Source organism: Paraburkholderia sp. BGA-UO-ETr-F21, from assembly GCF_059567925.1.
The window spans coordinates 465054-490155 of record NZ_JCAQOY010000005.1 but is presented as its reverse complement, the minus strand read 5'-3'; the positions used below and the strand labels follow the sequence as shown (position 1 = coordinate 490155).

Below are 25102 nucleotides of genomic sequence, written 5' to 3'. Positions count from 1 at the left end.
GGACCGACGTCTCGGTCCACCCTCGGAGGAAACGAACGTGAGCACCCTGACCCTCGAAGCACCGGACGCAACCCTCGACTTCGACGCACCGGACGAGCAAGCACCCATCGTTCTGACCCCGGACCAGGAACTTCGCTTTGCCATCGCGTACGCAGACCTTCCCATGATTCAGCGGCTCGTCGCCGACATGGGCATCGACCTGCGCAATCCAGCCACCCGGCCGGCAGGCATCCCGTTCACGGTGATCAAGCATGTGGGGCCGCGCAAGACCAGCGCGCAGCACGAAGCGCTGACCTGGTTCTGCGAAAACGGGCTCTACGACGACAACTACAAGCTCAAAGCGGTCGTGCAACGCATGATCGCCGACGGCGTGGCCGCGTAAGGGAGAGCCACCATGACGACCACGACGATGTCACGTTGGATGAACGACGACGAAGTGACGCTCGCGCAAGCGGTGCGAATCCTCGGTCTGAGCAGCGCTCAAGAGGCAGCACGCTACATCAACAGCAAACGCATCGATCGTCGCAAGGCGTTGCCCGATCGACTGCCCGGAGCGACTCCTGAGCAGGTCTACCTGCGGACGGACATCGAACGGTTGGCCCAGCATGTCGAAGCGGACATGGCGGCGAAACTTGCGGACCAGGCGGCGCGACGACTGGCCAACCTCCAGGCGGCGCACGTCGCAAAGAAGATCAAGGCGGAGCAGGATGCGCTGGCGCCGTACGTCAAAATCGACGAAGCGGCAACGATCACCGCGCGGTCCCCGGACGACTCGCTGTTCGACGACGAAGACCGGCTGGCGTTCTACACCGACCCTGAAGGCGTGCGCTGGTTCGCGCGGGACGACCTGGCAGCGTTCACGTTCACGGAGCAACAACGTTCAGCGGAGGAGCGGGCAGAGCGCGACATGCGTTCGGTGATTCAGGCGTTCACCCGTCAGGCGGAGGAAGCTCGCGCGGCGCAAGCTCGAGTGGAAATGCTCGGGATGCGGGAAGCGGAACGCGGGGAGGAGGAGAGCGTCGAGAGCATCAACGTGCAAAAACCGGAATCAAAGCTCACAACCAAAACGGACGGGTCACTTCGTTCCCGGGCACTCAACCCGCGATCGCAGGGCGACAAAGGCGGGCTCAGCAACGATCAACCCCCACACGCTCGCGGTCCAATCGTGGACCGCTCGCGGGGCTGCGCCCCGCACCCCGCGCTGCGCGTGCTGGCGGCGCCGTTCCCGCTGCGCGAGCGGGGCAAGACGCTGATCGGCATCACCAGCATCATGCTGGACCGACAACAGGGAGCGCCGCCCCTTCGCGTTTGACAGCACCCGGGGAGGACCGGAGTGTTTTGCACCCCGTGAACTGGACAAGCACGATCGGTTCGTTAAGGTGGGTTTCCGGCGATGCGTCGCGTTGCCAAAACACGAGGAGACCATGAGATGAGCACCGACTTCGATTTCAACAGCCTGAGCGACCACAGCGACCACAGCGACCACAGCAACGACGCACTGCACGAGGCACACGTGCAGGCTCGCGCGGACGTTGCACCGCTCGACGAGCACGGCACGGGCAACGACTTGGCCGACACCACCATCGTGACGGAGGATTCGCCCGTCGCTTCGACCGGCAAAGGCAAGCACGACAAACACGGCAAGAAGCACCACGACGAACCGGCTCCCGCTCCGGTGGCGGACGTCGAAGAGGTGGACGTCCTGGTCCCGCTGGCGCCGACGCACGACGAAAACAAGGGCTTCATGCGATTCATGCCGCCGCTCGTGAAAGAGATGAACCGGCGGGGCGTTCCGTTCAAGCTCGACGGAGCGACCGGCGACATCACGATCGCGGGGTTCTACCGCTCCAGCGGTGTGTCCCTCGAGATCGGGGACGGCGATGCGATCACCGCCGTGGACCGTCGCAACGCGCGCACCACCGTCACGTCGTTCGACGACCTGGTGCGCCTGAACTACGAATGGTGGATCCGCACGAACGGGAAGACGGGTGAGAACCACCAAAACCCGGACCGGCCATGGCTCGATGAGTTTCTGACGCGCGGCATGGTGAAGCGCCAGGTGATCTTCGTCCCGCGCGACGACGCACCGGGCAGCGAAGACTGATCGAGCAGGGCGGTCAGCAGGGCATTAGGCAAGACGGTCGCGCAAGCGGCCGTTTTCCTTTTTGGGAGACGGAAAACCCGGAACCGTCGAAACCCCAAACCCATCCGGGGCGCTTCGCTTCCCCGGCACTCAACCCGGGCAGCACCTGCGGTGACGGGCGCCGGGCTCCATCGGAAGGCGTGGGACCACCGTTGCCGTGGACGGACGATCGCCAGGCCGCAGGTGCAGGAACGACCATGGCCGGGGCCACCATGCGAAGGCCGGAAGGCCGGCAGCACGCAACACCCGCCGGCCGACGGGACAGCCGGGGCCGAAGGCGAGGGCGCGTGAGCGGGGTGCCCAGCGGCGCAAGCCGCCCGGTTTGAGATGTTCCGGTTCCGGGTGCATCACCACCTGGGGATGGAACCACCGGTGCTTCTGGCAATCCAATCTGTAATGCAGTAGCGTACAGACATCACCCCACCGCCCCGCAGGAGGCGACCATGCGCTTCACCACCGATCACCACCACCGCTTCACCAGGTCTGGACGCTCGACCGGGATCTCCGTCGTCTTCGCAGCAATGGTCCTGCTCACCGCACCGCTGACGCACGCGTCACCCGCCACGGGCGACACGGGCGCCCCGGTGGCGACGCAACAGATCGACGGGGTGACCTTCCCGGCTGACTTCCCGCGCGCATCGCTCAACACGCTCAAGGTCTCCACCCCATCGTCCTTCCCGATCGGGGACGACCAGGCGCTGCAACGGGCGACGCCGCGCAACACGACGAACATCACAACCGACTTGTACGTTCCGGGGAAGATCCAGGGCGTCAACGGGGCGCCACCGCTCGCGCATTGTCGGAACCTGGCGAACGGGCAACGGCAGTGCGTCACCCCTGCTCCCGCAGGCGGCTGGTGAGACCGGCGGGTGATTGACGATCGGACGATCGGTGGGTGGGGAAACGAAGGAACGAGAGCCGGGCATGTCCCGGCTTTTTTGCGCCCGGTGAATCCGTCAGCACGGCGCGCAGGCGCAGGGTCGCTCCGACGAGGTGTGCGGTGGACACCTCGCGTTGAACGGACTCGTCACAGTCGATTTATGTCGCAAAGGGCTTGCTATTCTCCTCCGGTACGAGAAGATGGTTCATGGGCAGCGCGGAACGCTCGCAACGCCAACACCATCCGGAGTTCATCATGACCACCACCGTTGCACCGCTGACCTGGCTGACCATCACCGACGTCGCCGAACGTCTCAAGCTCGACCGGGGCATCGTCAAACGCTGGACGGTCAAGAACGTGCTTCCCAGCGCGCTGGACCGGAACGGATTACGCCGGATCGACCCAAAGGTCCTCGCGTCGTTTGTCCCACCTGCGCGTCGCGGGCGTGGACGTCCCGTCATCGACGTGGGCGAACGGATCAAAGTCATGGACGCGGCGGTACTGCTGGACCGCTCGCCGGACGTCCTGTGGAAGGCGATCCAGGCGGGGACGTTGAGGGCGAGTACGACGAACGGTGTTCTCGCGATCGAACCGCAGGATCTGAACGCGTACAGCGCGGCACGTGCGGAAAAGGCCGCAGGCTTCCCCGGCGCGGCGTTGGTGACGTTCGCAGAAGCGGCACGGATGATGGGCTACGCTCAGCAGACCCAGGCGCATCGTCTGGCTGACGCGGGGCGCCTGACCGTGGTGCTCGACGAGAACGAGAATCGCCGGCTGATCCGCAAGGAGGTCGAGGCGCTGGCGAAGGCGCGAGCAGCGAAGAAGAAGACCCGTTGAACAACGGGCACTGGAGAAAGTCGGGAACCCGTGAACAACCCGGCACCGGCGCAAACACCAAAACCTCTGGGACGCTTGCGCGTCCTTGGCACACAACCCGCGCTGACACCTCCGGTGATGAAGGCGGGCTCCCCGGATCAGGTGGTGATGCACCTGTCACCCAACGACACTGAACCAGCGCATCTAAAGCGAAAGGCTGGAACCGGCGCAAACACCCAAACCCTTTGGGACGCTGCGCGTCTTGGGCACCCACCCGCGCTTGCACCTCCGGTGATGGAGGCGGGCAGGATGCGACGGAACGGAGCGCGTGAGACCCGACGACTGAGGTGGTGAAGCACCCGGGACGCACCTATCGAACCGAGTTAGTGGCGGAAATTTTTTTACTGGCGGTGGTTCATTTAGGTCGCTAAACGCTTGCTTTAGTTTGTACTCGAGCTATCTTGAATGTGTAGGCAGCGCGACACGCAACGCCACAACCACCCAACCACTCAGGAGTTCATCATGCGTCAAACCATCAAGGACATCACCATCGGTCTGATCTTCGCAGTTGCAACGCTGACGCTCATGGCGCTCGTCATGGACGGCTTGCACATCCCCGCAGCGTTGCGCCATGACCTCGCATGGTTCGTGATGTTCAGCGTCGGGTCCATCGTCTTCGTCAGTTTGGCGATTCCCCTGTTCCGTCCGCGCGCACGTCGCACGGTCTAACGGACAACCCAGGTTTCTCGAATACCACCGGCGGCGACGCTGGTGGTGTTTTTCCCAGGCACCTTCGGGGTAATGGCAGGGCAGGCGGGCGAGCACGAGCAGGAACCGGCGCAAACACCAAACCATTGGGACGCTGCGCGTCCTGGGCACCCACCCGCACTAGCACCTCCGGTGATGAAGGCGGGCTCCTTCTGTCAGGTGGTGATGCACCCAATCTCGTTCTCCCGGAATGACTTAGTGGTAAATATTTTTTTACTTTCGGCGGTTCATTTAGGTCGCTAAACGCTTGCTTTTTTGCACAGGTACGAGAGACTGAATGTGTAGGCAGCGCGACACGCAACGCCTCAACCACCCAACCACCTAGGAGTTCATCATGCGTCAAACCATCAAGGACATCACCATCGGTCTGATCTTCGCAGTTGCAGCGCTGACGCTCATGGCGCTCGTCATGGACGGCTTGCACATCCCCGCATCGGTCCGTCACGATCTCGCGTGGTTCGTGATGTTCAGCGTCGGGTCCATCGTCTTCATCGGTTTGGCGATCCCCTTGTTCCGTCCGCGCGCACGTCGCACGGTCTAACGGACAACCCAGGTTCTCGAACACCGCTGGCGGCGACGCCGGCGGTGTTTTTTCAAGGCACCACGCGGGGGACAGGGACAAGCAAGTAGGCAGGCAGGAGGGTCTTCATCCGGGCGGCGACGCAGGGAGACCCACCACGACGAAGCAGGACACGAGCGGGGATGGGAAGGACATGCTTCGCAGGAAAGGGCGCGAAGCGGGTCTCCCCCGTCTCCGGTTGATGGGGGTGATGGGGTTGGTGGTGGCGACGAGGGAGGAGCGCAGAAGCGGAGGAGGAACGGGATCCAGGGTGCGATGCACCTCACCAACTTTATTTTCAGTTTGGCGGTCTGGATACCCGATCTGCTATTGACTTATAAATCCCTGGAGCAATGATTAAGTAAGGGGGAAGCAACGCAGACCCCGCAGCAGATCACCAGGAGCACCATCATGACGACCACCACCCTTCGCACAAACGCTTTCCCGTCGAACCCTTTGTTCGCGGCGCTGATGAGCAGCACGGACTTCGACACAATCACCGGCTTGCTCCGTCTGACGCACGGCGCGGAACGCACCGCTCTGCTCGCGGACACGGACAACGACGGCGACACCCCGCTGATCAAAGCGGCAAAGCGTGCACCGTGGAAAGTGGCGAACGGCTTGCTCGCGGTCGGGGCGGACGTGAACGCGTCCAACCGGGAGGGTCGCACAGCGCTGCACTACGCGGTGGAACGGGCGGACGACGTGAACCGGGACTGGCTGGTCGGTCTGCTGATCGCTTACAAGGCTTCGGTGAGCATCGCGGACAACAAGGGCACCACGGCTTACGACCTGCTCGAAGCGGCAGGCTACAAGAAGCTCGAAGCGCTCACGATGGCAGCGTAAGAACATCCGGCAGGGGAGGACGAACGGCAGCGGAGGAGGAGAACCCGCACAGACGGGCTCGCAACCGGCAAAGACCGGAAAGCGGAGGAGGACCACAAAACACCCGGCGAACGATCGGGTGGAACGGAGGACGTGAAGCACTGCGCAGACGGTGCGACAAGGAGGAAGACACCGCGCAGACGGTGACAGGAAGAGCGGGACCGAGCGTCCCGCTTTTCCTTTTGTACGACCGACACCGACAGGCAGATGGGTTAGGCGGGAGCGGTGGAGCATACCGAAGGACCGAGCACCGCGGAGGGCGCGGTGGCTCACCCTGTCGCGGGTGCTCGCGGGGCTGCGCCCCGCACCCCGCTGTACCCACACGGCTCTGGTTCTGACGGAACAACGGGATCGTTCTGGTTTGCTTGATCTCATGACCCCACCCCACACCCACCGCTGGGTCGCATCCGCTCCCTGGGCAACCACCCGCAAACGCTCCGACGCTCGAAGGCGGGCAGGTCCGGTTGATGGTGTGGGGATCACCGGACCGTTGAGCATTTCCGGGTTCAACGGTGGACGAACAACCGACGCTCAAGGGACTGCTTTGACCAGGGGCATGGCGTCAACGTCTGGACGTGCACCATCGGCACGCGGTAGCGCTCGTCGTCGTGGGGGAACTCCACATCGCGCCACGAGAACGCAGGAAGGATCGGCACCACGGTGTACCCCATTTCTTCGAACAACCCCGCAAGCTCCTCGACTCCAGCAGGGTGCGAGCGGTACACCCGAAACTTCCCCCACGCTTCCCGGACGCTCGAGTCGTCCCGGAACGCCTGGCGTTGGGCAAGCAGTTCACCGTCGGGCACCAGACCACGGCGGACATGGCGATTCAACGTGCGAAAAGCGATGGCGGCGCTGTGCTTCGCTTCTTTCGTCGTTGCACGCTCCGATTGGCGTTCGAGCATCGCAACACGTCGGTCCCGATCCTCGGCGGTCATCGAAGACCCGCGCAGGCACAACACCGACCAGCGCTCCGATGGCACGGTGAAATACGCAGCGACCTTCGGCTCGCTTAGGGTCTTCTCGGTCACCCCCACGGGCACGAACACGTCGGCATGACCGAGATGGTTGTGCAGCAGCGGGCGCAACCACCGAACGATGTGATGATTCTCAGGGAGGAACGGCTGTTCAATCTCAACGACGGGCATGTCGATCATGGCGTGACCTCTTCGAAAAGTGCGGCGATGGACGCACGGGCTTGCACGAAACCGTCGTGCACGGGGCGGAGCAACGCGCTCCGCTGCTCGTCGCTTTTCAGTTCGCGCTGCAGGACCTGCGCTTGACCTGACCACCGCGCAACCCGACGGGCTTCCTGTTCCCAGCGGCTACCCGGCAACACCACCGACCAGCGTTCCTGATGTTCCGCGTCCAGGGTCGGGCGGAAGGGCAGGTAGACCCCAGCGGCGAGACCCGGAAGCTCGACCGCGTGGAGCAGCACGTTCTGCTCGATCAGCATCCAGGCTGCAGCGTGGAAGGCATCGTGCGGCACCTCGACCACCAGCATGTCATCACCGTCGTTCGAGACCTTTCCACCAAACCCCATGCGCAGCGAGAGGACGACCTCACCCCGACGCTGCGGGGCAAGCGTGAGAGGGTTCCAGGCGAAAAACCCGGAGGTGGCGTAGCACCCAGCGAAGGCGCGAAAGCGCGGGTTCTCCCACCGAGCGTCGAACACACGTTCCGCAGCACGGGTTCCCTTAACGGACAGGGGCAGCACGTGGTTCCCGGCGTAGCGCAGCGCCTTGCGGCGGTTGCGGTTGAGGAACGCGGGGCGCACGGCACGACCGAAGGTGATCCAGTCCCGATCACCCTTCTCGGCATAGCAGGTCGTACAGGCGAGCACAAGGTTTGGAAGGGTGGTCGAACCTCCGGCGCTCAACGGGAGCAGCGTGTCCATGACCGCTCGACCACCTGCGGCACCGTCGAGCGACAGGGCGCGACCGCAGTACATGCACCCACCGACTGCGTGGCTCTTCACATACGTGCGGACCCACCGTTTGTCCTCGATGCGCTCGACGCGCTGCATCGCGAGGCGCACACCCGCGAGGAACGCTTCGCGCAGCGTCGGGATCACCGGCTCATCGTTGGGATGGTCCTGCTCGAACGCGCTGGCGTCGTGCTGGTCGTCGTCATGCTCATCGAACACGGGAAGGCGGTGGGTCGTCCTCCGGTTGAACACACTGCTCATCGTCGTCCTCCTGGTTTGCGTTGGGTGCTGGTGCACCTCGTGGATTCACATTAGCAGCGCGGGCGGATCGCACAAGAGCACGAATGCACCTGTCATACGGTCAAACGATCGGGGAAGCGCGGGGCTGGCACAGGCGGATCGGCGAGGGCTGATCAACAGGCATGGGATTGTCATACGGTCAAACAACCCGGGAAGCGTTGCTGCGTTCGCGCTGGCGCGCGGAGGGTCGTACACCGACCATGCTGGCGTCATACGGTCAAAGGACCCGTGAAGCTTGGCGTGGGGCGCTGACGCGCGTGGCGTTTCGAAAGCAACCGGAGGGCACGGCGCTGCACCGGGAAAGGGGAAAGGCTGACCCGCAACGCGCGAGCGCGCGGTGAACGTCGAACCACGGCAGAAGCGGACCCACCACCCAGGAAGGAGGGAAGGCGGGGCGCGGTGAACCGCGTGCGTCGCTGTACCTGTACAGGCGACGGGAGGTCGGAGCGCTGCGCGCTGGGGTGTCGCACCAGGCGCTGACGCGCGAAGGGCGGTGCACCACGTAACGGCAAGGGCTGGACCGGACCGCTGCGCGGTGAAGCGTTGCTCCATCGCTCGCGCGATCCGGCAGGTCAACGGCACAGCGACGCACGCATCACCGGCTGCGCGGGGGCGATGGGCGTTGCGCTGCGAAGGCGAGAGGCTGGACCCCGGAAGGGCGGAGAGGCTGGACCCAACGGCGCAGGGGCGGTGACGGTCTGGCGAACGCTGGCGTTGCGGATACCGTCAGTCCTGTCATTCGGGGAGAAGCGATCCGCTCATGAAACGGACAGGGTGATCCTCCGGGTGGAGGGGGAGAACGGGGTGATCCGAAGGTCAAAGGAGGGGGTGTGATTGGTATCGAACGCTTCACGGATGTCATCGGAAAAACGGTGATGTCATCGAAAAACGTGAGCTATCGATTCCCAATCACTACAGACCTGTCCCACCTCCGGTGGTTATACGCGAACCCTGAAAAGCACGCCGCAAGCCTTGCCCTGCGCGGGCGGCGGCGTAAAACGCGGCGTAAGACGGAAACGCACCCAAAAGCCTGCGCGCCCTTGCTGGGCTTGCGAAATAACGTCATACAGCGTTGACAGGCGGGCGGCGTTTGCTATTGGTACGTAGGTGCAACGCCACCAGGAGGAGACCATGACGACCGACACGAAGATGACCGACATGCACACGTTCCGCTCGACGAAGCGCGGAACGGTGCTCATGAAAAAGCAGGCGGAGGCGGAGGGCTACTCCAGCGTCGGCCTCTGGCAGCGCGACACCCTTCTGAAGGCAGCGGAAGGCGGCGACGTCGTGCGCGGAGCCCTGCAACCCGTGCTCGATGGCGCGCAGCAGGGCTACGTTGACTTGGCGAAGCAGATCAGTACGAACAACGCAAAGCAGGTCGAGCGCGGGCTGGACCAGTTCGCCAGCGCTTGCACCGCCCTCGTGACGCAGGTCGCTGCGAACACGGCCAAGCAGATCGAGCAGGGGAACGCACGGCTGAGCGCTTCGATGGACGGGCGGATCGACGAGGCGGTTCAGAACGCCCTTCGCCTCGCGCTCGCCCCCTTGCTCCTCGGCATCAAGAACGAGATCGCGGCGCAGCGGAAAGAAACGCACGACTACCTGCAGAGCCTGCTGGGGGTCAGCGACATGGAGCCGCCGGCGGACGGGGCGGGCATCGGTTCGAACACTCCGGTCCCCAGCAGGGTCGCGTCCTCCACGTCGATCGTTGAGGCAGCACTCCGGGCGTCCAGCGCCGGTGGTTCATCCGGACGGCAGTGAGGCACACCATGGCGACCCCGATGCTCACCACCGACAGCGACAGCGGGTACGACGATCTGACGCCGTATCTGATGGACCTCGCCCGCACCATGGAAGCGGAGAAGGCCCGGACGGGGTCGCCCCACGTTGCCACGCAAACCACCGAAACGCGCGTGGTCGTCGAACCGACCGACGCTGCGCGCGTTCCCGCCAAGCCGGGCAAACCGGTTCTGCAAAACCCGGCCCGGGGCCAGGTGCGCTTCACCTTGGCGGTCAGCGGGTCGGTGGATCCCGTTTCGCTCGGCGCGCTCCTGATTCTGATCGGAATGCTGGTCGCGATGATCGCGGTCTGACCGAATCCCTCCGGGCAAACCCCGCCGGAGGCGAGGGCACTCAACCCGGACCACCGCAAGCGGGCGGCGCCGGGCTCCATCCGTGCGGTCACAGGCGTCAGCGAGTGCCCGAAGCCGAAGGCTTCCAGTGGTTTGTGGCCGGTTCCGGGGTTGGCACCCGGGTCCCGGCGTCGCCCATGCCTTCCCATCCCCGGTTTTTCAGGTGCAAGGCACCCTGGTAACACCCCGAACCGCTTGTGTAACGCGGTGGGCGCGCTATACCTGGTTACCCATACGCCAGGAGACCGACATGGCCTACACCCTCAAACCGGTGCGCTACTTTCTCGCATCGCCCCCGAAGAGCCTCGACAACGACCAGCCGTACGTATTGTTCGGCACGCCCCTGCTCGCCGGCTTCGTCGCAGGAACCGCCGTGTTCGCCGGCTCGATGGGCGGGCTCTGGTACCTCGCCGGGCACACCGGCTGGCTCGGGGGCGTGGACAACATGACGCTGGGCGACCACCTGTCGTGCTGGGGCAAGGCGGCGGTGGACCTGCTGCTCCGGCACAAGCGCCCGTACGAAGCGCTCGTGACGGAATACATGAACGGGCTCGACCTGATGTCCTGGTGGCTCATCAAGGGCAAGGCGCTGCTCTCCGCGATTCCGGCCACGGGCGTCGCATGGTGGCTCTTTCGCAAGATGTGCAAGCGGCACGTTCACGAGGAGCAGATCGGCGGTCTGGAGTTCATCACCGGGCCGAACGCGAACGGCGAGGCGGCGAAGGCGGTCGAAAAGCTCAACGGGCGGACCGAGTCCGACCGTCGACGCTGGTGGCGTGAACGCGGCTTCCCTCTGAAACCCGTGGGCCTCGGTCGTCCGGGGTGGATGCGCATCCACCCGGACCTCCCCGCAGTGAGCGAGCGTGCGCTCTCCCGGTCGTTGCTGGTGCTCGGGTCCGCCGGTTCGGGCAAGACCGCCATGCTCTCGCACATGTTCTACGAAGCGATGGCGGGCAAGCACTTCCTGGTGGTGCTCGACGTGAAGGGCGACCTGACCTACGTCTTTCAGAAAATGGCGAAGCGCCTGAAGCATGGGAAGAACCGGGTCGCGGTCATCTCGATGTTCAGCGACGAGAACCAGGGCTGGGCGATCGGGGAGGACCATCGGTTCGCGGCGGACGCGGACCAGCACGCCGAGCGTTGGGTGCTGGCGGGCGACGGGAACCCGATCTGGCACACGGGCGGACGCTTGGGTTTCTCGGTGCTCGAACAATCCTTGATCAACGAATACACCTTGGCCCGCGCACTCCATCAGCAGGCAATGGTGGCATGGGAGAGCCGGCGTGACCACGCGGCACTGGTCGGCCGCACCTTCGAGGAAAAACCTCCTCGCGCTCCCGTGGCATGGCACGCGGGGCACCTCGCCTTTCGTCTGTCCACGTACGGGTTGGACAAGATCGTGGAGATCGCGACGGTGCTCGACCCGATCGCAGCGCAGGTCTACAAGAACTACGAGACCAACACGGCGGTGCAGAGTTTTGAGACGACGTTCCGAGCGTTCGCGAAGCCATTGGTGAGCATCGGCAACGCCTGGGGCGACGCGGCCCCGGGCAAGAAGCAGCGCGACCGCATCTCGCTGCTGGATTTTGTGAACGGGATGGACAACCCGAACTACAAGGGTCCGCGTGTCCTGATCCTGCGGTCGAACGAGCGGTACGAGGAGATGTCCCGCGGCTACATCTGCGCGATGCACGCGTTCCTGACGGAGGCGGTGCTCGCGCTTCCGAACAACCCCGCCGGCAAGCCGGGGCGAAACCTGCTGGTTTTCCTGGACGAGTTCGCCGCGTTGGGCAAGGGCATCAAGCCCAGCATCGAGGCAGCGCTCGCCCGTGGTCGGTCCAAGGGATTGAAGCACATCATCGCTACCCAGACCGAGGCTGCGATGATCGAAATGTTCGGGGAAAACGGTTTGAAGGCCATCAAGGACAACCTCGGGCTGAAGGTCTACGCGATGGCTGGGAGCAACGAAAGCGCGGCGGACATCGCAGCAACCTTCGGGGTGAAGAAGATGAAGGTGAAGCGTCCCGGCGACGACGAAGCCACGTTTCGCGACGATCCGGTGGTGGAGTCGACCTTCCTTGGCTCGTCGGACAAAATGGGCCCCCAGGAGAAGGGGGTGAAAGCGATCGTGCAGATCGGCGACAAACTCCTGCACCTCGAATGGCCTTTCGCCGACGAAGCGAAGGTTCCCCAGGCACCGTCCGATCTTCCTCCCGAAAAACCGGCGGCATGGATGACCGGCGGTCCGACCGCACCGCTCAGGGACTACAACCCGTGGCCCGACGGTGCTCCGGTGATTCACCGTCCGATCGACCTGTCCAAACCCATCGACACGGTGTCCGCAGCGGACGACGGCGTGGGCGGCGGTCCGTCGATCACCGTGGTCACGGTGGGCAATCCGGAGAAGAAGGGCCTGAGCATCGACCCCCAGAGGGCGCAACGCCTGGCGGAAGCGCTCGCGCGCAATCCGCTGGCGCGTTCCCGCAGCGACACCCAGACGATCGACGAGGAGGCGCAGAAGGGCTCGCCCGAATACGAAGCGGCGGTCCGGCAGGCGATCGAGGACCAGCGCGCGGCGGAGCAGAACGGCGACTGGCAGGAGCAGCCCGAACAGAGCGAGGGCAACGCGATGCTGTTGGAGGTGGCCACCGACGCGGCGCTGGACGCGGTCTTGCCCGGCGCCAAGTTTGCGCTCGACGCTTTGAAGATCGCGGAAGGGCTTCAGGGCCCAACGCAGAACGTCGAGACCCGGATCGACAGCGTAGGGGACGTGCGCACCGTCACGGTCACGGCCCCGGTGGTGACGCAGGAGGTCGAAGTGACGGATAAGAGCCCGCGACAACTTCAGGAGGAGCAGGACCGCGAGCGCGACCGGATTCTCCGGATGCGCGTGGGCCTGACGGTCCGGCCAGGCCTTGAGCGTTGACCGGCGCCCCCGGTTTGGTAACGTTGAAGCACAGATCGGCGCACCGTCATCCGGCTTTGCGCTTTCACAAATCAGGGTGACTTGCACCCGTTACGGCAGGAGACCACGACCATGTTGACCGTCCAACCGCTGAACCCGAAAGGGGAAAACAAGAACGGCATGTCCGCGCGCCAGTATTTCGAAGCGGTGGAATACCACCGTAACGCGTTGACAGGCGAGATGTACGCACCGACCACCTGGCACGGACGTGCTGCGAAAGAACTGGGCCTGACCGGCAAGGTGAACTTCGACGACTTCGAGACGTTGTTCGACGGGATCGATCCGACAACGGGAAACAAGCTCACGCAAAACGCTGGGCGCGACGATCGTCGTCCCGGTTGGGACCTGACGTTCTCGATGGAGAAGTCCCTGTCGATCGTCTACGAAGATCCGACCACGTCGCCCGAGGAGAAAGAGAAAATCCTGAGCATTCACCGGGCGGCGGTGGAGATGGCACTCAACCACCTCGAAACGCTGGCGGAGGTGAAGACCGGGAAAGCCGGGCTGGACCGTCGTGGCAACGTTGGGTTGGTCTTCTCGTTGATCGACCATTTCACCTCGCGAGCGGGCGATATGGACGGGCACACGCACGCCGTGCTGCACAACGTAGGCTTCACGACGGACGAGGACGGCACGCTCCGCTGGAACGGCATCGACGCAGCGTTTTTGAAGGAGAACGAGCGTGGGATCGGCGCGTTCTACCGGGCGGCAGCGCAGTGGGGCTTGAAAGAGCACACGGACCTGAAAATCGACCGCGTTCGTGAACTCGACGCAGAAGGCTTCGAGACGGGGGAGGTGTACTACCGGGTGGCGGGCGTCGGCGACACGGTGCGTGATCATTTCAGCAAGCGTACGGAAATGATCGAGGACTACATGGAGAAAAACGCGGGCGTCGGGCGCCAGGCGGCGAACCTTGCGACGCGGCAGGCGAAGGACGAACTCCCGTACGACGAGCAGCAACTGAAGTGGGCGAAGGAGTTTGAAGACCTGCGCGCTCAGAACCCCCACCTCGTGTACCAGAACCGTTCGGACCTGAGCAAGGCGACATCAAACTTGACCTCGCCGGAAAACCAGCCACGCACGGACGAGCAGATCCTGGACGCCTGCCTCGAGAAGAACTCGTTCTTCACCCGCGGCGAACTGCTCCGTCAGGTGTCGCAGGAGTACGGCGGGCACATGTCGCCGAAGGAAATCTTGCAGTACACGAACCGGATGCTGGCGAACAACGACCTGGTGGAATACTACGCCCGCGACAAGCACCAGCAGCACCAGTTTTCCACGCCCAAGATGCGGCTCGCCGAAGAAGCGGTGAAGCAACGGGCGCTGGACCGCAAGGACGACGCGAGCGTTCGGATCGACCAGTCGTACCTCGACGCGGCGGTGGACCGCTTCGTCCAGAAGAACGGCTACCGCCCATCGGACGAGCAGTTGGAAGGTGCACGGCACCTCGCGGTCACCAGCGGCGGCACCGCGGTGCTGAGCGGCTACGCAGGCGCCGGTAAGACCTCGGGCATGTTGCTCACGAAGATGGCGTATGAAGACGCAGGAAAGACCCTGCTCGGGGTCAGTACGGCGTGGGCGGCGGCCAACAAACTGGCGCAGGACGTCGGGATCGACACGATGTCGTCCATGGCCATGCTCCGCGACCTGGAAAACGGAAAACTTTCGCTCACGAAAGACCACGTCATTGTCTTCGACGAAGGCGGGATGGCAGGTATGCACCTCGCGCACATCCAGAAATACGTGGACGAGGCCCAAGCGAAGCTCATCGTCCTCGGGGACTGCCGGCAGTTGCCCCCGGTCACCGCGTCGAATCCGATGCGCCTGATGACCGACGTGATCGGCGACGCGAAGCTCACCGAGATCATGCGTCAGAAGTCGCAAAAGAACCGCGACATCGCCGCGACGTGGTACGGCATGAAGAACGAGGACGGCAAGCCGGACGGCCAGCAGATCATGCGGGAACTGATGGTCAACGATCACATCAGGACGGCTCGGAACGACCGGGAGGCGATGAAAGCCCTCGTGACGGCCTACTTCGACGACCAGCGCGCGATCGAGCAGAAGATCGTGCTGGGTGGCACGCGGGCGGAGGTCGCGGGGTTGAACGAATCGATCCGGGCAGGCTACCGCGAGAACGGGACGCTGGAAGGTGATGATCACGCGATCCGTGCGATCGTGGACGGGCAATACCGGGATCTGAAGTTGGCGGTGAACGATCGCATCCGGTTCAGCCGGCGGAGCGACGATCTGAACGTCGTGAACGGTGACGGTGGCGTGGTGACCGGCATCACGGCCAAGGAAGACGGCAGCGGGCACGTGCTGAACATTCGGCTGGTGTCGGAAATCGACGATCGGAACGGTCGCGAACTGACCGTGGACACGAACGACTTCCGCTCGCTCACGTACAACTACGCGATGACCACGCACAAATCCCAGGGCCAAGGGGTGGACAGCGTCTACGCGTTCATCGGTGAGCGCGGCGCCACCATGATGGACAACAACATGGGGCTCGTGTCGTACACGCGGCACAAGGTGGACTACAAAGTCTTCGCCTCCGACGCCACGATCAACGGCTACGTGGACGAGCACGGGGCTCGGCGTGGTGGCCTGGCCCAGCAGTTCAGCGAAATCACCGTCAAGCTCACGACGCAAGACGTGGCGATCTGTGCGAACAAGCCGGCGTTCTCGGACGTCATCGAAACAGAGGGCGGGTCGATCACGCAGCGGATGGAAGCGATCCGCGTCCAGGCGATCGAACAGGCCCGTCGCGTCGAGGAGCAGTCCCTTGCAGCGCGCGCCGAAGCCATCGCGGCGATGGACCGGGCCATGCGCCTGGAAATCGGTGAGCGGGAGTCGACGCAGGCTCAGGCCAGCGCGTTCGTCCAGAACCTGCCGGCGATCGCCGAACGGCAGGCGCAGCGTCCGGAAGCAGGTCCGGTCGTGCAGTTGGTCAAGGCCGTGGACGCGTTCTACGACGGTCGCGACGAGCGCGATCGTGAACGCGGCGAACTGGAACTGGTGGAAGCGGCGGGCCAGGCGCGCGTGACGACGAAAATGCTCGTGCGCGTTCCGGACCCGGCCGAACCGCAGCACCCGGTCGTGTCGGGCGACGTGGAACAGCCGATCCTGGCGACCGGTGAATCGTCCGCGCCCGTTCCGACCGCAGCGGTTCCGCGTGAGCACAGCGCGCAACGCACGGCACCGGCACGGGGCGAGGAAGGCTACGTCTCGCAAGCGGTGCGCGCGGTGGATCAGTGGTTCGACGACATCGACGAGCACATCGAGCGCGAGCACGACGGGGTGCGGCCACTCGTGGACGCTCCGGTGCAGAAGCCGGGCGCCGGGCGGCTCCTGGTCCGTCAGCCGGACCCGACCGAACCGCCGTTCCCGTTGCCGCTGAACGGCGACTGGACTCCGCCGGCACCGAAGGTGGAGGCACCGGCGGTCGAAAGCGCTCCGGCAACGTCGATGGGACGGGCGAGCGGAAAGCTCGAACAGGCGCAGGACGCGGTGGCGATTTTCGACCGTCCGCAGGCGGGCAACGACAACGAGGTGGTGGTGCACCCTCCGCGCAAGCTCGCCATCCCGGAGCGTGCGAAGCCGCAACCGGCCCCGGCAACGCCCGTCCCGAACACACCGGTGGTGAAGCAGGAGCCGAAGCTCGAACCGACGCTCAAACCGAAGGACGACGGCCCGGACGACGGCGCGACCGGGTTGGCGATCAAGCGTCCACGTCAGCGCATGTAAGCAAAACGCCCGGGCAACCGGGCGTTTTCTCGACCACACTATATAGAAGGAGCGTCACTCTGCACGGCGGCTGACGTAGTGCCGGATCAGCGCACGCGTCACGTCCGACATCGCGGCGCCGACCTCGACGGCTTTCATTTTCTGCGCGTGCAGATCCGCAGGGCTCCGGTTCAGGATGATCCGGTCCAGCGGGCCGTCGGCGTCCGTCGGCGAAACCTTCGGGATCTCGACGGTCAGCCGGCCGGCGGTCCAGTCGTCCAGCAGGAGATTCATGACCGCCTGCTTCGTCGTATGCGCCATCGCACACGCGAGCGTGAACGCGGCTTTCTCCTCCACGGTCATCCAGACGTGGTGACGCTTTCGGGTCAACTGCGCGGGGGACGGCTTGCGGCGCGGCGCCGGACGTTCGACCGGGGCCACCGGTTCGACGGGAACCGGCGCACGGCGCACGGGGCGGGAAAACTTCAACGTCGCCATGGTGGCTCACCCCTCAAGCGTGCAGCGCCGACACGCTCGTCGGGACGAAGGACGGGATCGTGAGCGAATCCGCGGCCGACGCTCCCAGGGAGCCCCGCCGTTCCACCATGGCAGCGGTACCGACCGTCGGCTGCGGTTGCGCAGCGACCGGGTGGAGCAGCGCGCGGACCTCGCGGGTCAGGCTTGCGATCTCCTCCCGCGCGGCGGTGTCCCGCAACTGGAAGACCGTGCGACCACGGGCGGCGGCTTCGGCGTAAGCCTTCCGGCGACCGATCACCGTGCCAAGGATCGGCAGACCGACGACCTCGGCAAGCTCCTCCCGAGCCGCAGCGACGAGTTGCGATCGCGGTGCGGCTTGCGTGATCAGCAGGGCGGCTTGCAGCGCTCCACCGGTGACCGTCTGGCGGTGGCGGATCATCGCTGCGAACTGCTCCAACGCCCACGTGTCCAGTGCGCTCGCTTGTACCGGGATGATCACGAGGTCCGCGAGGAGCACGGCGGACGTCATCGCCGGGTTCTTTTCCGCGGCCATCCCGGCGGTGTCGATCACCAGGTGATCGGTCGGGGCGTTCATCGCAGCGACGACCTTGTCGACGTTCGGGCGGGGCGAAGCGAGAACGGGAAAACCCAGCAGTCCGTCGGCGCAGGCGTCCGACCAGACGGCGGCGCTCATCTGCGGATCGGTGTCCAGCAGCGCGGTCATTGGAGCGTGGTCTGGCGAGACCGGGACGGTGCGCGCTTGCGCATCGAGCAGACCGGCGGGGATGTCCACGGCGTGATGCAGACCGTACGCGAGGTGGAGGGACGTGGTGCTCTTGCCGGTACCGCCCTTCGGGCAAGCGATGACGATGGTCTTCATGGTGATGCTCCGTTTGTTGGTCGCTGCGTTTGTCGTTTGCCTGGCTGGGTGCTTCGTGCCCCAGCGAGGTGGTGCGGTACGGATGTAACCGTACTTCGGACAGCGTCGTCAACAGGTGTTTTTGCACCTGATGATCGACTTGATGGCAAAACGACAACAACCGGAGAGCCTTAAGGTGCTTGGGTTCCAGCGGTGCAGGACCCTGTCGGGAAGCACCCGCCGGAGGCGAAGGGCACGCACCCGGGCGCGCACCTGCGGTGGAGAAGCCGGGCCACCAGCGTCAGGTGCGGGTCACCCTGATCCGTAGGCAACGGCGCGTGAGCGGTCGGCCCGGGCGCTTGCGCCCCAAAGGTTTTGGGTTTCCAGCGTCCACGGTCCTTCCCATCCTTCGCAGGGGCTCAGCCTATGCCCTTCCCCTTCACGTACGTACACACGGGGGCGCGCCACGATGCACCGAACGATCGGCCGCGTGGTACGAATCCCGCGACGTCCCGCAAAAATATTGCGCTTGAGTTTTCCAACGCGTCTGCCAGTCTGTAGATCAGATCAACCACCCCAGGAGAACACCATGTCGCGCCTCAACCTCTCGCTCGTGTTCGAGCAACCGAGCGCTGTAAAGCTTCACCCCACGATGGAAGACCCGAACGGCTGGACCGTGCAGGACTGGTTCAGCGACGGCTTCATCGGCTGGGACCCGGAGACCTGCACCTACTTCCTGCACCTCGATCCGGAGGGCATGGACGGCCTGGCCTGGAACTTCGGTCAACGCCCCGGTGATCTCAAAACGCCGTTCGAGGTGCAGGCGATCCTGGGCGCGCTCTTCGGCGTGAACGGCTTCGAGACGTTCCCGCACAAGCCGGACGCGATGCTCCGGTTGCTCGCCGAGCGCGATCGGATGTTCGACGACAACCTGGCGGCGCGCAACGCCCTGCGGGCACGCGACGAGCAGTTCGTCGTGGCGCGCGGCACGAAGGAACCCTCGAAGGAATGGCTTCAGTGGTTGAACGCTCACGTCCGGATGGGCGTGAAGGCGAGCGAGCGCTCGGGGATCCCCGCATGAGTCGGTGCAGCGGGGCAAGGCAGGAACGGGAACATGGGTGCTACGGCACCCATGTTTCGCTTTAGGGGAAGGTCAAACGTAGTTCTTGTAGTGCTGGGTCCAATCCGCGACGAGCGCACCGAGAACCTGCGTGACGGTCAGGCCGCGTTCGGCGCATTCCGCTTTGAACTTGCGTTGCAGCACGGTGGGAATGTCCACGCTGATTCGCGCCAGGTCATCCCCGACCACGCCCGAGCGTCGGGGGCTTTCCGCGATCTTCGGCTGGATCTTTCCGCGCAACCACTGGTGGATGTGTTGCGTCAGGACGATCGCCTGGGTTGTGTACGCGGCTTTCACGCGTTGCTCGAACCTCGCTTTCACGCTGGCGAGGACGAACCCGTGGCAACGCGTTTCCGGTTCCCGCTGCGCAGCGGCCGGCAGGACCGGCGTGGTGAAGGGCTCGGGCTTGTACCCGCGCGAATACCAGCCTTCCTGCAACGCGACCGGCTTGTACGTTCCCTCACCGCCCGTGGATGCGGTTTTGGCGGGTGCGGCTTTTTTGGCGGGTGCCGCGGCTTTCTTCGCCGGCACTTTTTTCGCAGGAGCGGCTTTCTTCGCCGCCGGCTTCACCGCTTTCGCGGTGGTGGTCTTCTTCGTCGCGGCCATACGGCTCTCCTTGTTCGGAACCACGATAGCGTCTCAAGATTCCAGGCACCTGTAAAGGACTTTCAAACAACGTCAGGTGCAACGCCACCCCGAGGGTCGATGCTCCCGCGCGCGTCCGAGGTCCACCCCTTCGTCGGTTCGTGCCCATGGACCGCCTTTCCCGACGCATAGCTCCACCTGGAACGTCCTGGTCAAGGGTGCGTTGCACCCCGTCGTTCACCCGTTCCTGTCCCTACGGTCCACGCGTGCGGCTTCGTTCCGGTCCCTTGCCCCGTTTCAGGCGGCGCTGGTCATGCGTCAGGCGGCTCCACCGGACACTCTCAAACGACGAAGGACGAACACCATGACCTCGAACGCACAGCATCTTCCCCAAGCTTCAACGGCCTTGGCCCACCACCGGACACATGTTGTAGAGCAAACCCTCCGGCACAACCGCGTGGACGACGGCGACATCGAAGAACGCACGATCGACGGACGCACCTACCGCGTTCGCATCAACGTGCAGGACGACACGGACATGGGGGCACCGTGGGAGGAGCACGACGGGCACGGTCCCGTGAGCGACTGGACGACCCGCGACAAGCACCCGGGGGAATGGCTCCTCAACAGCGATCGGGGCAGCAAGCGCTACTACGACGTGGCGGAGGCGAATCGCATCGCCAAGCGTGACGGCTGGGGCCTGACCGAGGAGCACAAGGCCGCGCTGCTCGCCCGGCTGGCGAAGCCTCGCGTGGTGCGCCGCCCGGTGGGCAAGGCGACCGTGACGCACCGCTTCGGAGGCTTGAAGCAGGACCACCACCGTGCGACGGAGACCGTCAAGATCCCCGGCCGTGACCCGAACAAGCCGTTGACCTCGGGCGAGATCCGCGCGGAAGCGGTCCGCCGCGACTTTGAGCACTTGCGGGGCTGGGCGAACGACCAATGGCGCTGGCTGGGCGTGATCGTCACCCTGCTCGGCGACGACGAGGACATGGACGACCTGATCGCCATCGATTACACCCATGCACTTTGGGGCGTGGAGGACAGCGACCCGAGCTACGTCCGCGAGGTGGCGGACGACCTGATCGACAACGTGGTGCGCAGCGCCCACGAGGAGCACCTCGAGGCATCGCACTGGGCAGCGCGCGACGTCACCACCCACTGACCATCCCACAGCATCTCGGCGCCCCGCTCCAGCGGGGTGCATCGCCACCCACTAGGAGAACCAGCATGGCCAAGCAGGACGCACGCGCGAAGCGCACCCAATCCCTGATCGACGACTTCCGGGACAACAACCACGAGTTCCAGATGCTCAAGGGCATCTTGTGCATGGCGCAAACGTGGTCCTCGACGGACCGCACCCGACTCTACCGTCTGTTCGACGTGGTGCAGATCGCGAAGCGCATGGACGAGATCAACAACACGGCGCGCGAGCGGATGCGCGCTGAACCGGGCGCCATCCAGCAGAGCGCCGGCGGGCCGGCCACGTAACGAGCAAGCGCCCCGCTCCGGCGGGGTGCAGCGTCACCCAGCACGACCGGGCCACGTTGGTGCACGGCCGGCGGGAAAAACGGCGCGGGCAGGCGATTCGGTCATGGATCGCTATCGACGCCTCGTTGGGCTGCATACGCTCAACCACCGGAGCCCGCGAGCAAAGCTCCGATCCTCACGGACCGGTGAAAGCGTCGCTCGAATCCTCCGGGGCGCACGGTCGCTCCGAGCGAGGTGGCGGAGCACCCAGCGGGCGCTCCTGAACGGCCAGGTCAACGTCCGACTCCGCTCGACCGCGGGCGTGCGAGCCACGCGACGTCCGGACGTCGCAGCGGTGTTGCCAGGCGTGGTGACGGGGGTCGATCACCGTGGGCGGTTGAAAGCGGTGCACCTGCAAATCGGCCGCCTTTATCCGACGCATAGGGCTTCCTGTCCCTCTACGGGCAAGGGTGCTTCGCACGCTTCGCGTTCCCTGTTCACCCGGTTCCTCCGGACTGCGGCTTCGCATGTCTCCCTGGCCCGATGGTCCGGGCATCCCTCTCTATGCGCCAAGGCTCACCGACTAGCAGATGCACCCAACCGAACCAACCACGGAGAACACGACCATGAACCACGTCACCGACAACACCGCTACCACCTCGAAGACCAAGTCGCGCCGTTCCTCGCGCCCCAAGGCTTCCAACCAGCAGGAAGTTTCAACCGTCAACCCCACGTCCAAGGAGGACACCACCATGACGACCGCTACCGCAGCAGAAGCAACCTTCGCCGACGTCGGCGACGCAACCGGCAACACCGGCACGACCGAGGGCAACACCCCGGCGGGCAAGGCTCCCGAAGCGGACAAGCCGAAGGTCAACTACCTGCGCGTGTTCGTCCTGGCCACGACGGCAGCGGGCACGCACGAGTTCTTCACGACGATGGTCGGCGCGACCGACGAAGAGATCGCCGGCAAGAAGCACCTGACGAAGGCAACGCGCAAGGCGTCCATCGAAGGCTACAAGTGGCCCATGACCGCGTTCGACCAGACGAGCGCAGCGGCCCGGCAACTGGACGTGATGGCAGGTCGCCAACTCGACGCGATGAACCGCTCCTGATGGCGCACCGGCGGGGTGCAACGACACCCCGCTGGACCTTTCACCTTTCCCGACCGGAGATCGTCATGAACCACCCGACCCACCTCGTGAAACGCTACGCCCCGGCGGACAGCGTCGCTTACGTCATGGACCGCACCGGCTGCAGCGAGCAGGACGCCGTCGCGGAACTGATCGCGGAAGAAGGCGACATGTTCGACGCGGTGCTGCACATCAAGGGCGCGTCGAACGAGGACCAACGCCTGCTCCCGAACGCGAACTGGCAGACGCAAGCACGGGGAACGAACGACCAGGAATACCAGATCTACCTCGCGGGCGCGGAGGCACTGGGCTGGACGGTCAAGACGTACGAGGAATGGCTGGCGAGCTAACCAGCAGGGGCCGGCGGGCGCCGGTCCAACACCGCGTCCCCGCACGCTACGGTTTGACGGGACCGGGCCGCTCGACCATCCCGGTGCGGGAAGGCCGGTCGAGCGGGGACGCTGGGGGACGGTGCACCCAGCGCGATGGAACGTCAAAGGCATGGGCGGCATTCGCCGCGGGGCACTCAAACCCACCCGCGCAACACCCGGCGGTGATGGCAGGCGGGCACCTCGATCGAAGCTCGACGCGGTCCGCTTTTCCCCGAGGCAACGGGCGCAAGCGGGAGTGCCCGGACGCGCAAGCGTCCCAAGGGGGTTGGGGTTCGTTGCACCCAAGGCTCAACCCCATCGGCAGCGCGCCCAGCAAAACGACAACCCCGCACCGCTTTCCACCGGAACCGCGCAACGACGCACGACCAGGTCCACGGCATCGCGACGCGTTCCCGCGCTCGGTGCGGGTCCATCCCTTTCGCGTGACCGCTCCCTTTCGCCTCCCGACCGACGTGTAGCCCAACCCGGTCCCCCGATGGGTCTAGGCATCGCTGACGCTCGTTGTCTCACCCGTTCCCCGCCCTTCGGTCGGCGCGTGCGGCTTGCACCAACGTCCTTGCCCCGGTTCCCGGGCAGGGCTTTTCACACGTCACGGCGAAAACGGGAAGCAGAACCCACTTGAAAGGAGAGCAGACATGACCCGCACCGAGCAACGCATCACGACCCAAGCCGTCCTGTTCCAGGACGTCCCTTTTAGCATTCCGGCTCAACAAAAAGCAGATGTGGTGAAGCTCGACCGCGACACCTGCGACCGCTACGGCTTGACCGGCGGACCGGTCTACGTGACTCGTGACGTGCTGGAAAGCCCGTTCGTTCAGGAAGCCCTGGAGTGGTTCAACGACGCACCGGGCAGCATCGAGACGGGCATGACCGTCGTCATTGCCCCAGACATCGAATGCCTCTTCGGCTTCAACCCGCACGCGAGCAACCGCGACGCGTTTTTCCTCTACATCTGGAAGAACTGACGACATCCCTGGGTGCTGCGGCACCCAGCACCTTCGCACCGACAGGAGCAGCGCATGTACAGCATCACGGACATCCAGCAGGGCACGGCCCTCGACATCGCGGGCGCGACCGCAACCCTTCAACGCGACGGCATCGCGATCGGGACGATCGTCGATCACGGGGACGGCGAGGCGCTGGACCTGGACGGCGTCGCCGCCGACGAGCGTGCAGCGCTGGACGCGCACGCGCGGCTGACCCACGCAAGCACCGAAGCTTTCCTCGAAGACCTGATCCGCCGCACGGTGGACGGGCGCGACGCCTGATCCCGACGCTGGGTGCTCCGCCACCCGGCACCCCCAGCAGATCCATCCCCGGAGACCCACGATGCGAATCACCTTCCTCCCCACGATCATCGTCTCGCTCAGCGCCAACGAGTGGGAGCTTTACGACCGGCCCGGCCGGGACGACGCGGCGCACACGCTGAACCAGGCGGCGAGCGACGCCCTGACGCAGGCGTGGGCGCTGATGAACGGCCTCCATCCGGTGGCGCTCAACGAAGCGCACGCGTATGCGCTCAACGCCTGGGAGAAGCAGGCGGACGCGGTCGACGGCTTTGGCGCCACGGACACGGAGCCGCGCAGCGTGATGGCACGGCTGGCACGGGACTACCTGCTGGAAAGCCCGGCGGGCGCGCTCGACCGCCTCGCGAAGCGCACGGCGCAGGGCAACGCCTGATGACCCGGCTGGGTGCTCCACCACCCAGCACCACCCTCCCCAGGAGCAGGACGATGAAGAAGACCTCGATGAAGCAGCGCACCCTGTATTCGGTCCGCTACTACCAGCCGGACCACGTCATCGGCACCGCCGTCGGCTACAAATGCCGTTTGGTCCCGCGCCGCGTGGCGCAGCGGATCGCCCGCCGTTTGCGGCGCAACGGGCTGGACGTGCAGATCGCGCCGCTGGCGGTCCGGCTCACGCAGCAGCAGGCGGACCACCTTGAACGCCGCTACGCGTGAG

The 25102-nt window shown here is 65.0% G+C and carries 27 protein-coding genes; 22 read left to right on the top strand and 5 right to left on the bottom strand.

Going from position 1 to position 25102, the window contains the following annotated elements; genetic code table 11:
* The first annotated feature begins 37 nt into the window (after nucleotides 1-37).
* The 8 genes from AC57B1_RS03730 (at nucleotide 38) to AC57B1_RS03695 (ending at nucleotide 6012) form a co-directional block, all read left to right on the top strand.
* The gene (locus AC57B1_RS03730; RefSeq protein WP_496416608.1) at nucleotides 38-382 is read left to right on the top strand and encodes a hypothetical protein; all 345 of its coding nucleotides are present in this window, start codon (nucleotides 38-40) and stop codon (nucleotides 380-382) included.
* 12 nt (nucleotides 383-394) lie between these two features.
* Nucleotides 395-1312 carry a hypothetical protein gene (locus AC57B1_RS03725; protein ID WP_496416607.1) on the top strand — a complete coding sequence of 306 codons (918 nt, stop codon included), beginning with the start codon at nucleotides 395-397 and terminating at the stop codon, nucleotides 1310-1312.
* A 117-nt stretch (nucleotides 1313-1429) separates the two neighbouring features.
* On the top strand, nucleotides 1430-2104 hold the full coding sequence (locus AC57B1_RS03720; protein WP_496416606.1) for a hypothetical protein: 675 nt from the start codon (nucleotides 1430-1432) through the stop codon (nucleotides 2102-2104).
* Between the two features lie 482 nt (nucleotides 2105-2586).
* Entirely contained in the window at nucleotides 2587-3003 is a 417-nt protein-coding gene (locus AC57B1_RS03715) for a hypothetical protein (protein ID WP_496416605.1), read from the top strand.
* 275 nt (nucleotides 3004-3278) lie between these two features.
* The gene (locus AC57B1_RS03710) at nucleotides 3279-3860 is read left to right on the top strand and encodes a hypothetical protein (RefSeq protein ID WP_496416604.1); all 582 of its coding nucleotides are present in this window, start codon (nucleotides 3279-3281) and stop codon (nucleotides 3858-3860) included.
* Nucleotides 3861-4361: 501 nt separating this feature from the next.
* On the top strand, nucleotides 4362-4568 hold the full coding sequence (locus AC57B1_RS03705) for a hypothetical protein (protein WP_496416603.1): 207 nt from the start codon (nucleotides 4362-4364) through the stop codon (nucleotides 4566-4568).
* Nucleotides 4569-4941: 373 nt separating this feature from the next.
* Nucleotides 4942-5148 carry a hypothetical protein gene (locus tag AC57B1_RS03700; RefSeq protein ID WP_496416602.1) on the top strand — a complete coding sequence of 69 codons (207 nt, stop codon included), beginning with the start codon at nucleotides 4942-4944 and terminating at the stop codon, nucleotides 5146-5148.
* A gap of 429 nt (nucleotides 5149-5577) precedes the next feature.
* Entirely contained in the window at nucleotides 5578-6012 is a 435-nt protein-coding gene (locus AC57B1_RS03695) for a hypothetical protein (RefSeq protein WP_496416601.1), read from the top strand.
* 545 nt (nucleotides 6013-6557) lie between these two features.
* On the opposite strand, the gene AC57B1_RS03690 is transcribed toward AC57B1_RS03695, so the two are convergent.
* Nucleotides 6558-7208, bottom strand: a complete 651-nt coding sequence (locus AC57B1_RS03690) for a hypothetical protein (protein WP_496416600.1) — start codon at nucleotides 7206-7208, stop codon at nucleotides 6558-6560.
* On the bottom strand, nucleotides 7205-8239 hold the full coding sequence (locus AC57B1_RS03685) for an HNH endonuclease (RefSeq protein WP_496416599.1): 1035 nt from the start codon (nucleotides 8237-8239) through the stop codon (nucleotides 7205-7207). Before AC57B1_RS03685 ends, AC57B1_RS03690 begins: the two co-directional genes overlap by 4 nt.
* Before the next feature lie 869 nt (nucleotides 8240-9108).
* Between AC57B1_RS03685 and AC57B1_RS03680 the strand changes: the two genes are divergently transcribed.
* The 5 genes from AC57B1_RS03680 (at nucleotide 9109) to mobF (ending at nucleotide 17125) form a co-directional block, all read left to right on the top strand.
* On the top strand, nucleotides 9109-9354 hold the full coding sequence (locus AC57B1_RS03680; protein WP_496416598.1) for a hypothetical protein: 246 nt from the start codon (nucleotides 9109-9111) through the stop codon (nucleotides 9352-9354).
* 55 nt (nucleotides 9355-9409) lie between these two features.
* Complete coding sequence (locus AC57B1_RS03675; RefSeq protein WP_496416597.1) at nucleotides 9410-10039, top strand: hypothetical protein; 630 nt, start codon at nucleotides 9410-9412, stop codon at nucleotides 10037-10039.
* Between the two features lie 20 nt (nucleotides 10040-10059).
* Nucleotides 10060-10371: a hypothetical protein gene (locus tag AC57B1_RS03670; RefSeq protein WP_496416596.1), complete on the top strand. Its 312-nt coding sequence runs from the start codon at nucleotides 10060-10062 to the stop codon at nucleotides 10369-10371.
* Nucleotides 10372-10660: 289 nt separating this feature from the next.
* On the top strand, nucleotides 10661-13336 hold the full coding sequence (locus AC57B1_RS03665; RefSeq protein WP_496416595.1) for a type IV secretory system conjugative DNA transfer family protein: 2676 nt from the start codon (nucleotides 10661-10663) through the stop codon (nucleotides 13334-13336).
* 159 nt (nucleotides 13337-13495) lie between these two features.
* Nucleotides 13496-17125, top strand: coding sequence for a MobF family relaxase (gene mobF, locus AC57B1_RS03660; RefSeq protein WP_496416594.1), 3630 nt, complete (start codon nucleotides 13496-13498; stop codon nucleotides 17123-17125).
* 54 nt (nucleotides 17126-17179) lie between these two features.
* On the opposite strand, the gene AC57B1_RS03655 is transcribed toward mobF, so the two are convergent.
* Nucleotides 17180-17602, bottom strand: a complete 423-nt coding sequence (locus AC57B1_RS03655; RefSeq protein ID WP_496416593.1) for a hypothetical protein — start codon at nucleotides 17600-17602, stop codon at nucleotides 17180-17182.
* 13 nt (nucleotides 17603-17615) lie between these two features.
* Entirely contained in the window at nucleotides 17616-18461 is an 846-nt protein-coding gene (locus AC57B1_RS03650; RefSeq protein ID WP_496416592.1) for a ParA family partition ATPase, read from the bottom strand.
* A gap of 568 nt (nucleotides 18462-19029) precedes the next feature.
* Here AC57B1_RS03650 and AC57B1_RS03645 point away from each other — a divergent pair.
* Nucleotides 19030-19521 carry a hypothetical protein gene (locus AC57B1_RS03645; protein ID WP_496416591.1) on the top strand — a complete coding sequence of 164 codons (492 nt, stop codon included), beginning with the start codon at nucleotides 19030-19032 and terminating at the stop codon, nucleotides 19519-19521.
* A 72-nt stretch (nucleotides 19522-19593) separates the two neighbouring features.
* Here the strand turns inward: AC57B1_RS03645 and AC57B1_RS03640 are convergent, their stop codons facing one another.
* Complete coding sequence (locus AC57B1_RS03640) at nucleotides 19594-20166, bottom strand: hypothetical protein (protein WP_496416590.1); 573 nt, start codon at nucleotides 20164-20166, stop codon at nucleotides 19594-19596.
* Between the two features lie 343 nt (nucleotides 20167-20509).
* Here AC57B1_RS03640 and AC57B1_RS03635 point away from each other — a divergent pair, with 343 nt between their 5' ends.
* The 8 genes from AC57B1_RS03635 to AC57B1_RS03600 all read left to right on the top strand — a co-directional run bounded on the left by AC57B1_RS03635 (nucleotide 20510) and on the right by AC57B1_RS03600 (nucleotide 25101).
* The gene (locus AC57B1_RS03635) at nucleotides 20510-21310 is read left to right on the top strand and encodes a hypothetical protein (protein WP_496416589.1); all 801 of its coding nucleotides are present in this window, start codon (nucleotides 20510-20512) and stop codon (nucleotides 21308-21310) included.
* 65 nt (nucleotides 21311-21375) lie between these two features.
* Nucleotides 21376-21636: a hypothetical protein gene (locus tag AC57B1_RS03630; protein WP_496416588.1), complete on the top strand. Its 261-nt coding sequence runs from the start codon at nucleotides 21376-21378 to the stop codon at nucleotides 21634-21636.
* A gap of 605 nt (nucleotides 21637-22241) precedes the next feature.
* Nucleotides 22242-22730: a hypothetical protein gene (locus tag AC57B1_RS03625; RefSeq protein ID WP_496416587.1), complete on the top strand. Its 489-nt coding sequence runs from the start codon at nucleotides 22242-22244 to the stop codon at nucleotides 22728-22730.
* A 65-nt stretch (nucleotides 22731-22795) separates the two neighbouring features.
* Complete coding sequence (locus AC57B1_RS03620) at nucleotides 22796-23098, top strand: UBA domain-containing protein (RefSeq protein WP_496416586.1); 303 nt, start codon at nucleotides 22796-22798, stop codon at nucleotides 23096-23098.
* A 677-nt stretch (nucleotides 23099-23775) separates the two neighbouring features.
* Nucleotides 23776-24105, top strand: a complete 330-nt coding sequence (locus AC57B1_RS03615; RefSeq protein WP_496416585.1) for a hypothetical protein — start codon at nucleotides 23776-23778, stop codon at nucleotides 24103-24105.
* A gap of 54 nt (nucleotides 24106-24159) precedes the next feature.
* Nucleotides 24160-24408, top strand: coding sequence for a hypothetical protein (locus AC57B1_RS03610; RefSeq protein WP_496416584.1), 249 nt, complete (start codon nucleotides 24160-24162; stop codon nucleotides 24406-24408).
* A gap of 61 nt (nucleotides 24409-24469) precedes the next feature.
* Complete coding sequence (locus AC57B1_RS03605) at nucleotides 24470-24820, top strand: hypothetical protein (protein WP_496416583.1); 351 nt, start codon at nucleotides 24470-24472, stop codon at nucleotides 24818-24820.
* A gap of 53 nt (nucleotides 24821-24873) precedes the next feature.
* Nucleotides 24874-25101, top strand: coding sequence for a hypothetical protein (locus tag AC57B1_RS03600; RefSeq protein ID WP_496416582.1), 228 nt, complete (start codon nucleotides 24874-24876; stop codon nucleotides 25099-25101).
* Nucleotide 25102 lies beyond the last annotated feature (1 nt).

Excerpts from the sequence above, each read along its gene's own strand:
- AC57B1_RS03635 (WP_496416589.1), top strand. The coding sequence starts at position 20,510 with ATGACCTCGAACGCACAGCATCTTCCCCAAGCTTCAACGGCCTTGGCC.
- AC57B1_RS03665 (WP_496416595.1), top strand. The coding sequence starts at position 10,661 with ATGGCCTACACCCTCAAACCGGTGCGCTACTTTCTCGCATCGCCCCCG.
- AC57B1_RS03725 (WP_496416607.1), top strand. The coding sequence starts at position 395 with ATGACGACCACGACGATGTCACGTTGGATGAACGACGACGAAGTGACG.
- mobF (WP_496416594.1), top strand. The coding sequence starts at position 13,496 with ATGTCCGCGCGCCAGTATTTCGAAGCGGTGGAATACCACCGTAACGCG.
- AC57B1_RS03625 (WP_496416587.1), top strand. The coding sequence starts at position 22,242 with ATGAACCACGTCACCGACAACACCGCTACCACCTCGAAGACCAAGTCG.
- AC57B1_RS03620 (WP_496416586.1), top strand. The coding sequence starts at position 22,796 with ATGAACCACCCGACCCACCTCGTGAAACGCTACGCCCCGGCGGACAGC.
- AC57B1_RS03690 (WP_496416600.1), bottom strand. The coding sequence starts at position 7,208 with ATGATCGACATGCCCGTCGTTGAGATTGAACAGCCGTTCCTCCCTGAG.
- AC57B1_RS03605 (WP_496416583.1), top strand. The coding sequence starts at position 24,470 with ATGCGAATCACCTTCCTCCCCACGATCATCGTCTCGCTCAGCGCCAAC.
- AC57B1_RS03675 (WP_496416597.1), top strand. The coding sequence starts at position 9,410 with ATGACGACCGACACGAAGATGACCGACATGCACACGTTCCGCTCGACG.
- AC57B1_RS03710 (WP_496416604.1), top strand. The coding sequence starts at position 3,279 with ATGACCACCACCGTTGCACCGCTGACCTGGCTGACCATCACCGACGTC.
- AC57B1_RS03720 (WP_496416606.1), top strand. The coding sequence starts at position 1,430 with ATGAGCACCGACTTCGATTTCAACAGCCTGAGCGACCACAGCGACCAC.
- AC57B1_RS03695 (WP_496416601.1), top strand. The coding sequence starts at position 5,578 with ATGACGACCACCACCCTTCGCACAAACGCTTTCCCGTCGAACCCTTTG.
- AC57B1_RS03630 (WP_496416588.1), top strand. The coding sequence starts at position 21,376 with ATGGCCAAGCAGGACGCACGCGCGAAGCGCACCCAATCCCTGATCGAC.
- AC57B1_RS03600 (WP_496416582.1), top strand. The coding sequence starts at position 24,874 with ATGAAGAAGACCTCGATGAAGCAGCGCACCCTGTATTCGGTCCGCTAC.
- AC57B1_RS03670 (WP_496416596.1), top strand. The coding sequence starts at position 10,060 with ATGCTCACCACCGACAGCGACAGCGGGTACGACGATCTGACGCCGTAT.
- AC57B1_RS03655 (WP_496416593.1), bottom strand. The coding sequence starts at position 17,602 with ATGGCGACGTTGAAGTTTTCCCGCCCCGTGCGCCGTGCGCCGGTTCCC.
- AC57B1_RS03650 (WP_496416592.1), bottom strand. The coding sequence starts at position 18,461 with ATGAAGACCATCGTCATCGCTTGCCCGAAGGGCGGTACCGGCAAGAGC.
- AC57B1_RS03715 (WP_496416605.1), top strand. The coding sequence starts at position 2,587 with ATGCGCTTCACCACCGATCACCACCACCGCTTCACCAGGTCTGGACGC.
- AC57B1_RS03615 (WP_496416585.1), top strand. The coding sequence starts at position 23,776 with ATGACCCGCACCGAGCAACGCATCACGACCCAAGCCGTCCTGTTCCAG.
- AC57B1_RS03640 (WP_496416590.1), bottom strand. The coding sequence starts at position 20,166 with ATGGCCGCGACGAAGAAGACCACCACCGCGAAAGCGGTGAAGCCGGCG.
- AC57B1_RS03700 (WP_496416602.1), top strand. The coding sequence starts at position 4,942 with ATGCGTCAAACCATCAAGGACATCACCATCGGTCTGATCTTCGCAGTT.
- AC57B1_RS03645 (WP_496416591.1), top strand. The coding sequence starts at position 19,030 with ATGTCGCGCCTCAACCTCTCGCTCGTGTTCGAGCAACCGAGCGCTGTA.
- AC57B1_RS03610 (WP_496416584.1), top strand. The coding sequence starts at position 24,160 with ATGTACAGCATCACGGACATCCAGCAGGGCACGGCCCTCGACATCGCG.
- AC57B1_RS03685 (WP_496416599.1), bottom strand. The coding sequence starts at position 8,239 with ATGAGCAGTGTGTTCAACCGGAGGACGACCCACCGCCTTCCCGTGTTC.
- AC57B1_RS03705 (WP_496416603.1), top strand. The coding sequence starts at position 4,362 with ATGCGTCAAACCATCAAGGACATCACCATCGGTCTGATCTTCGCAGTT.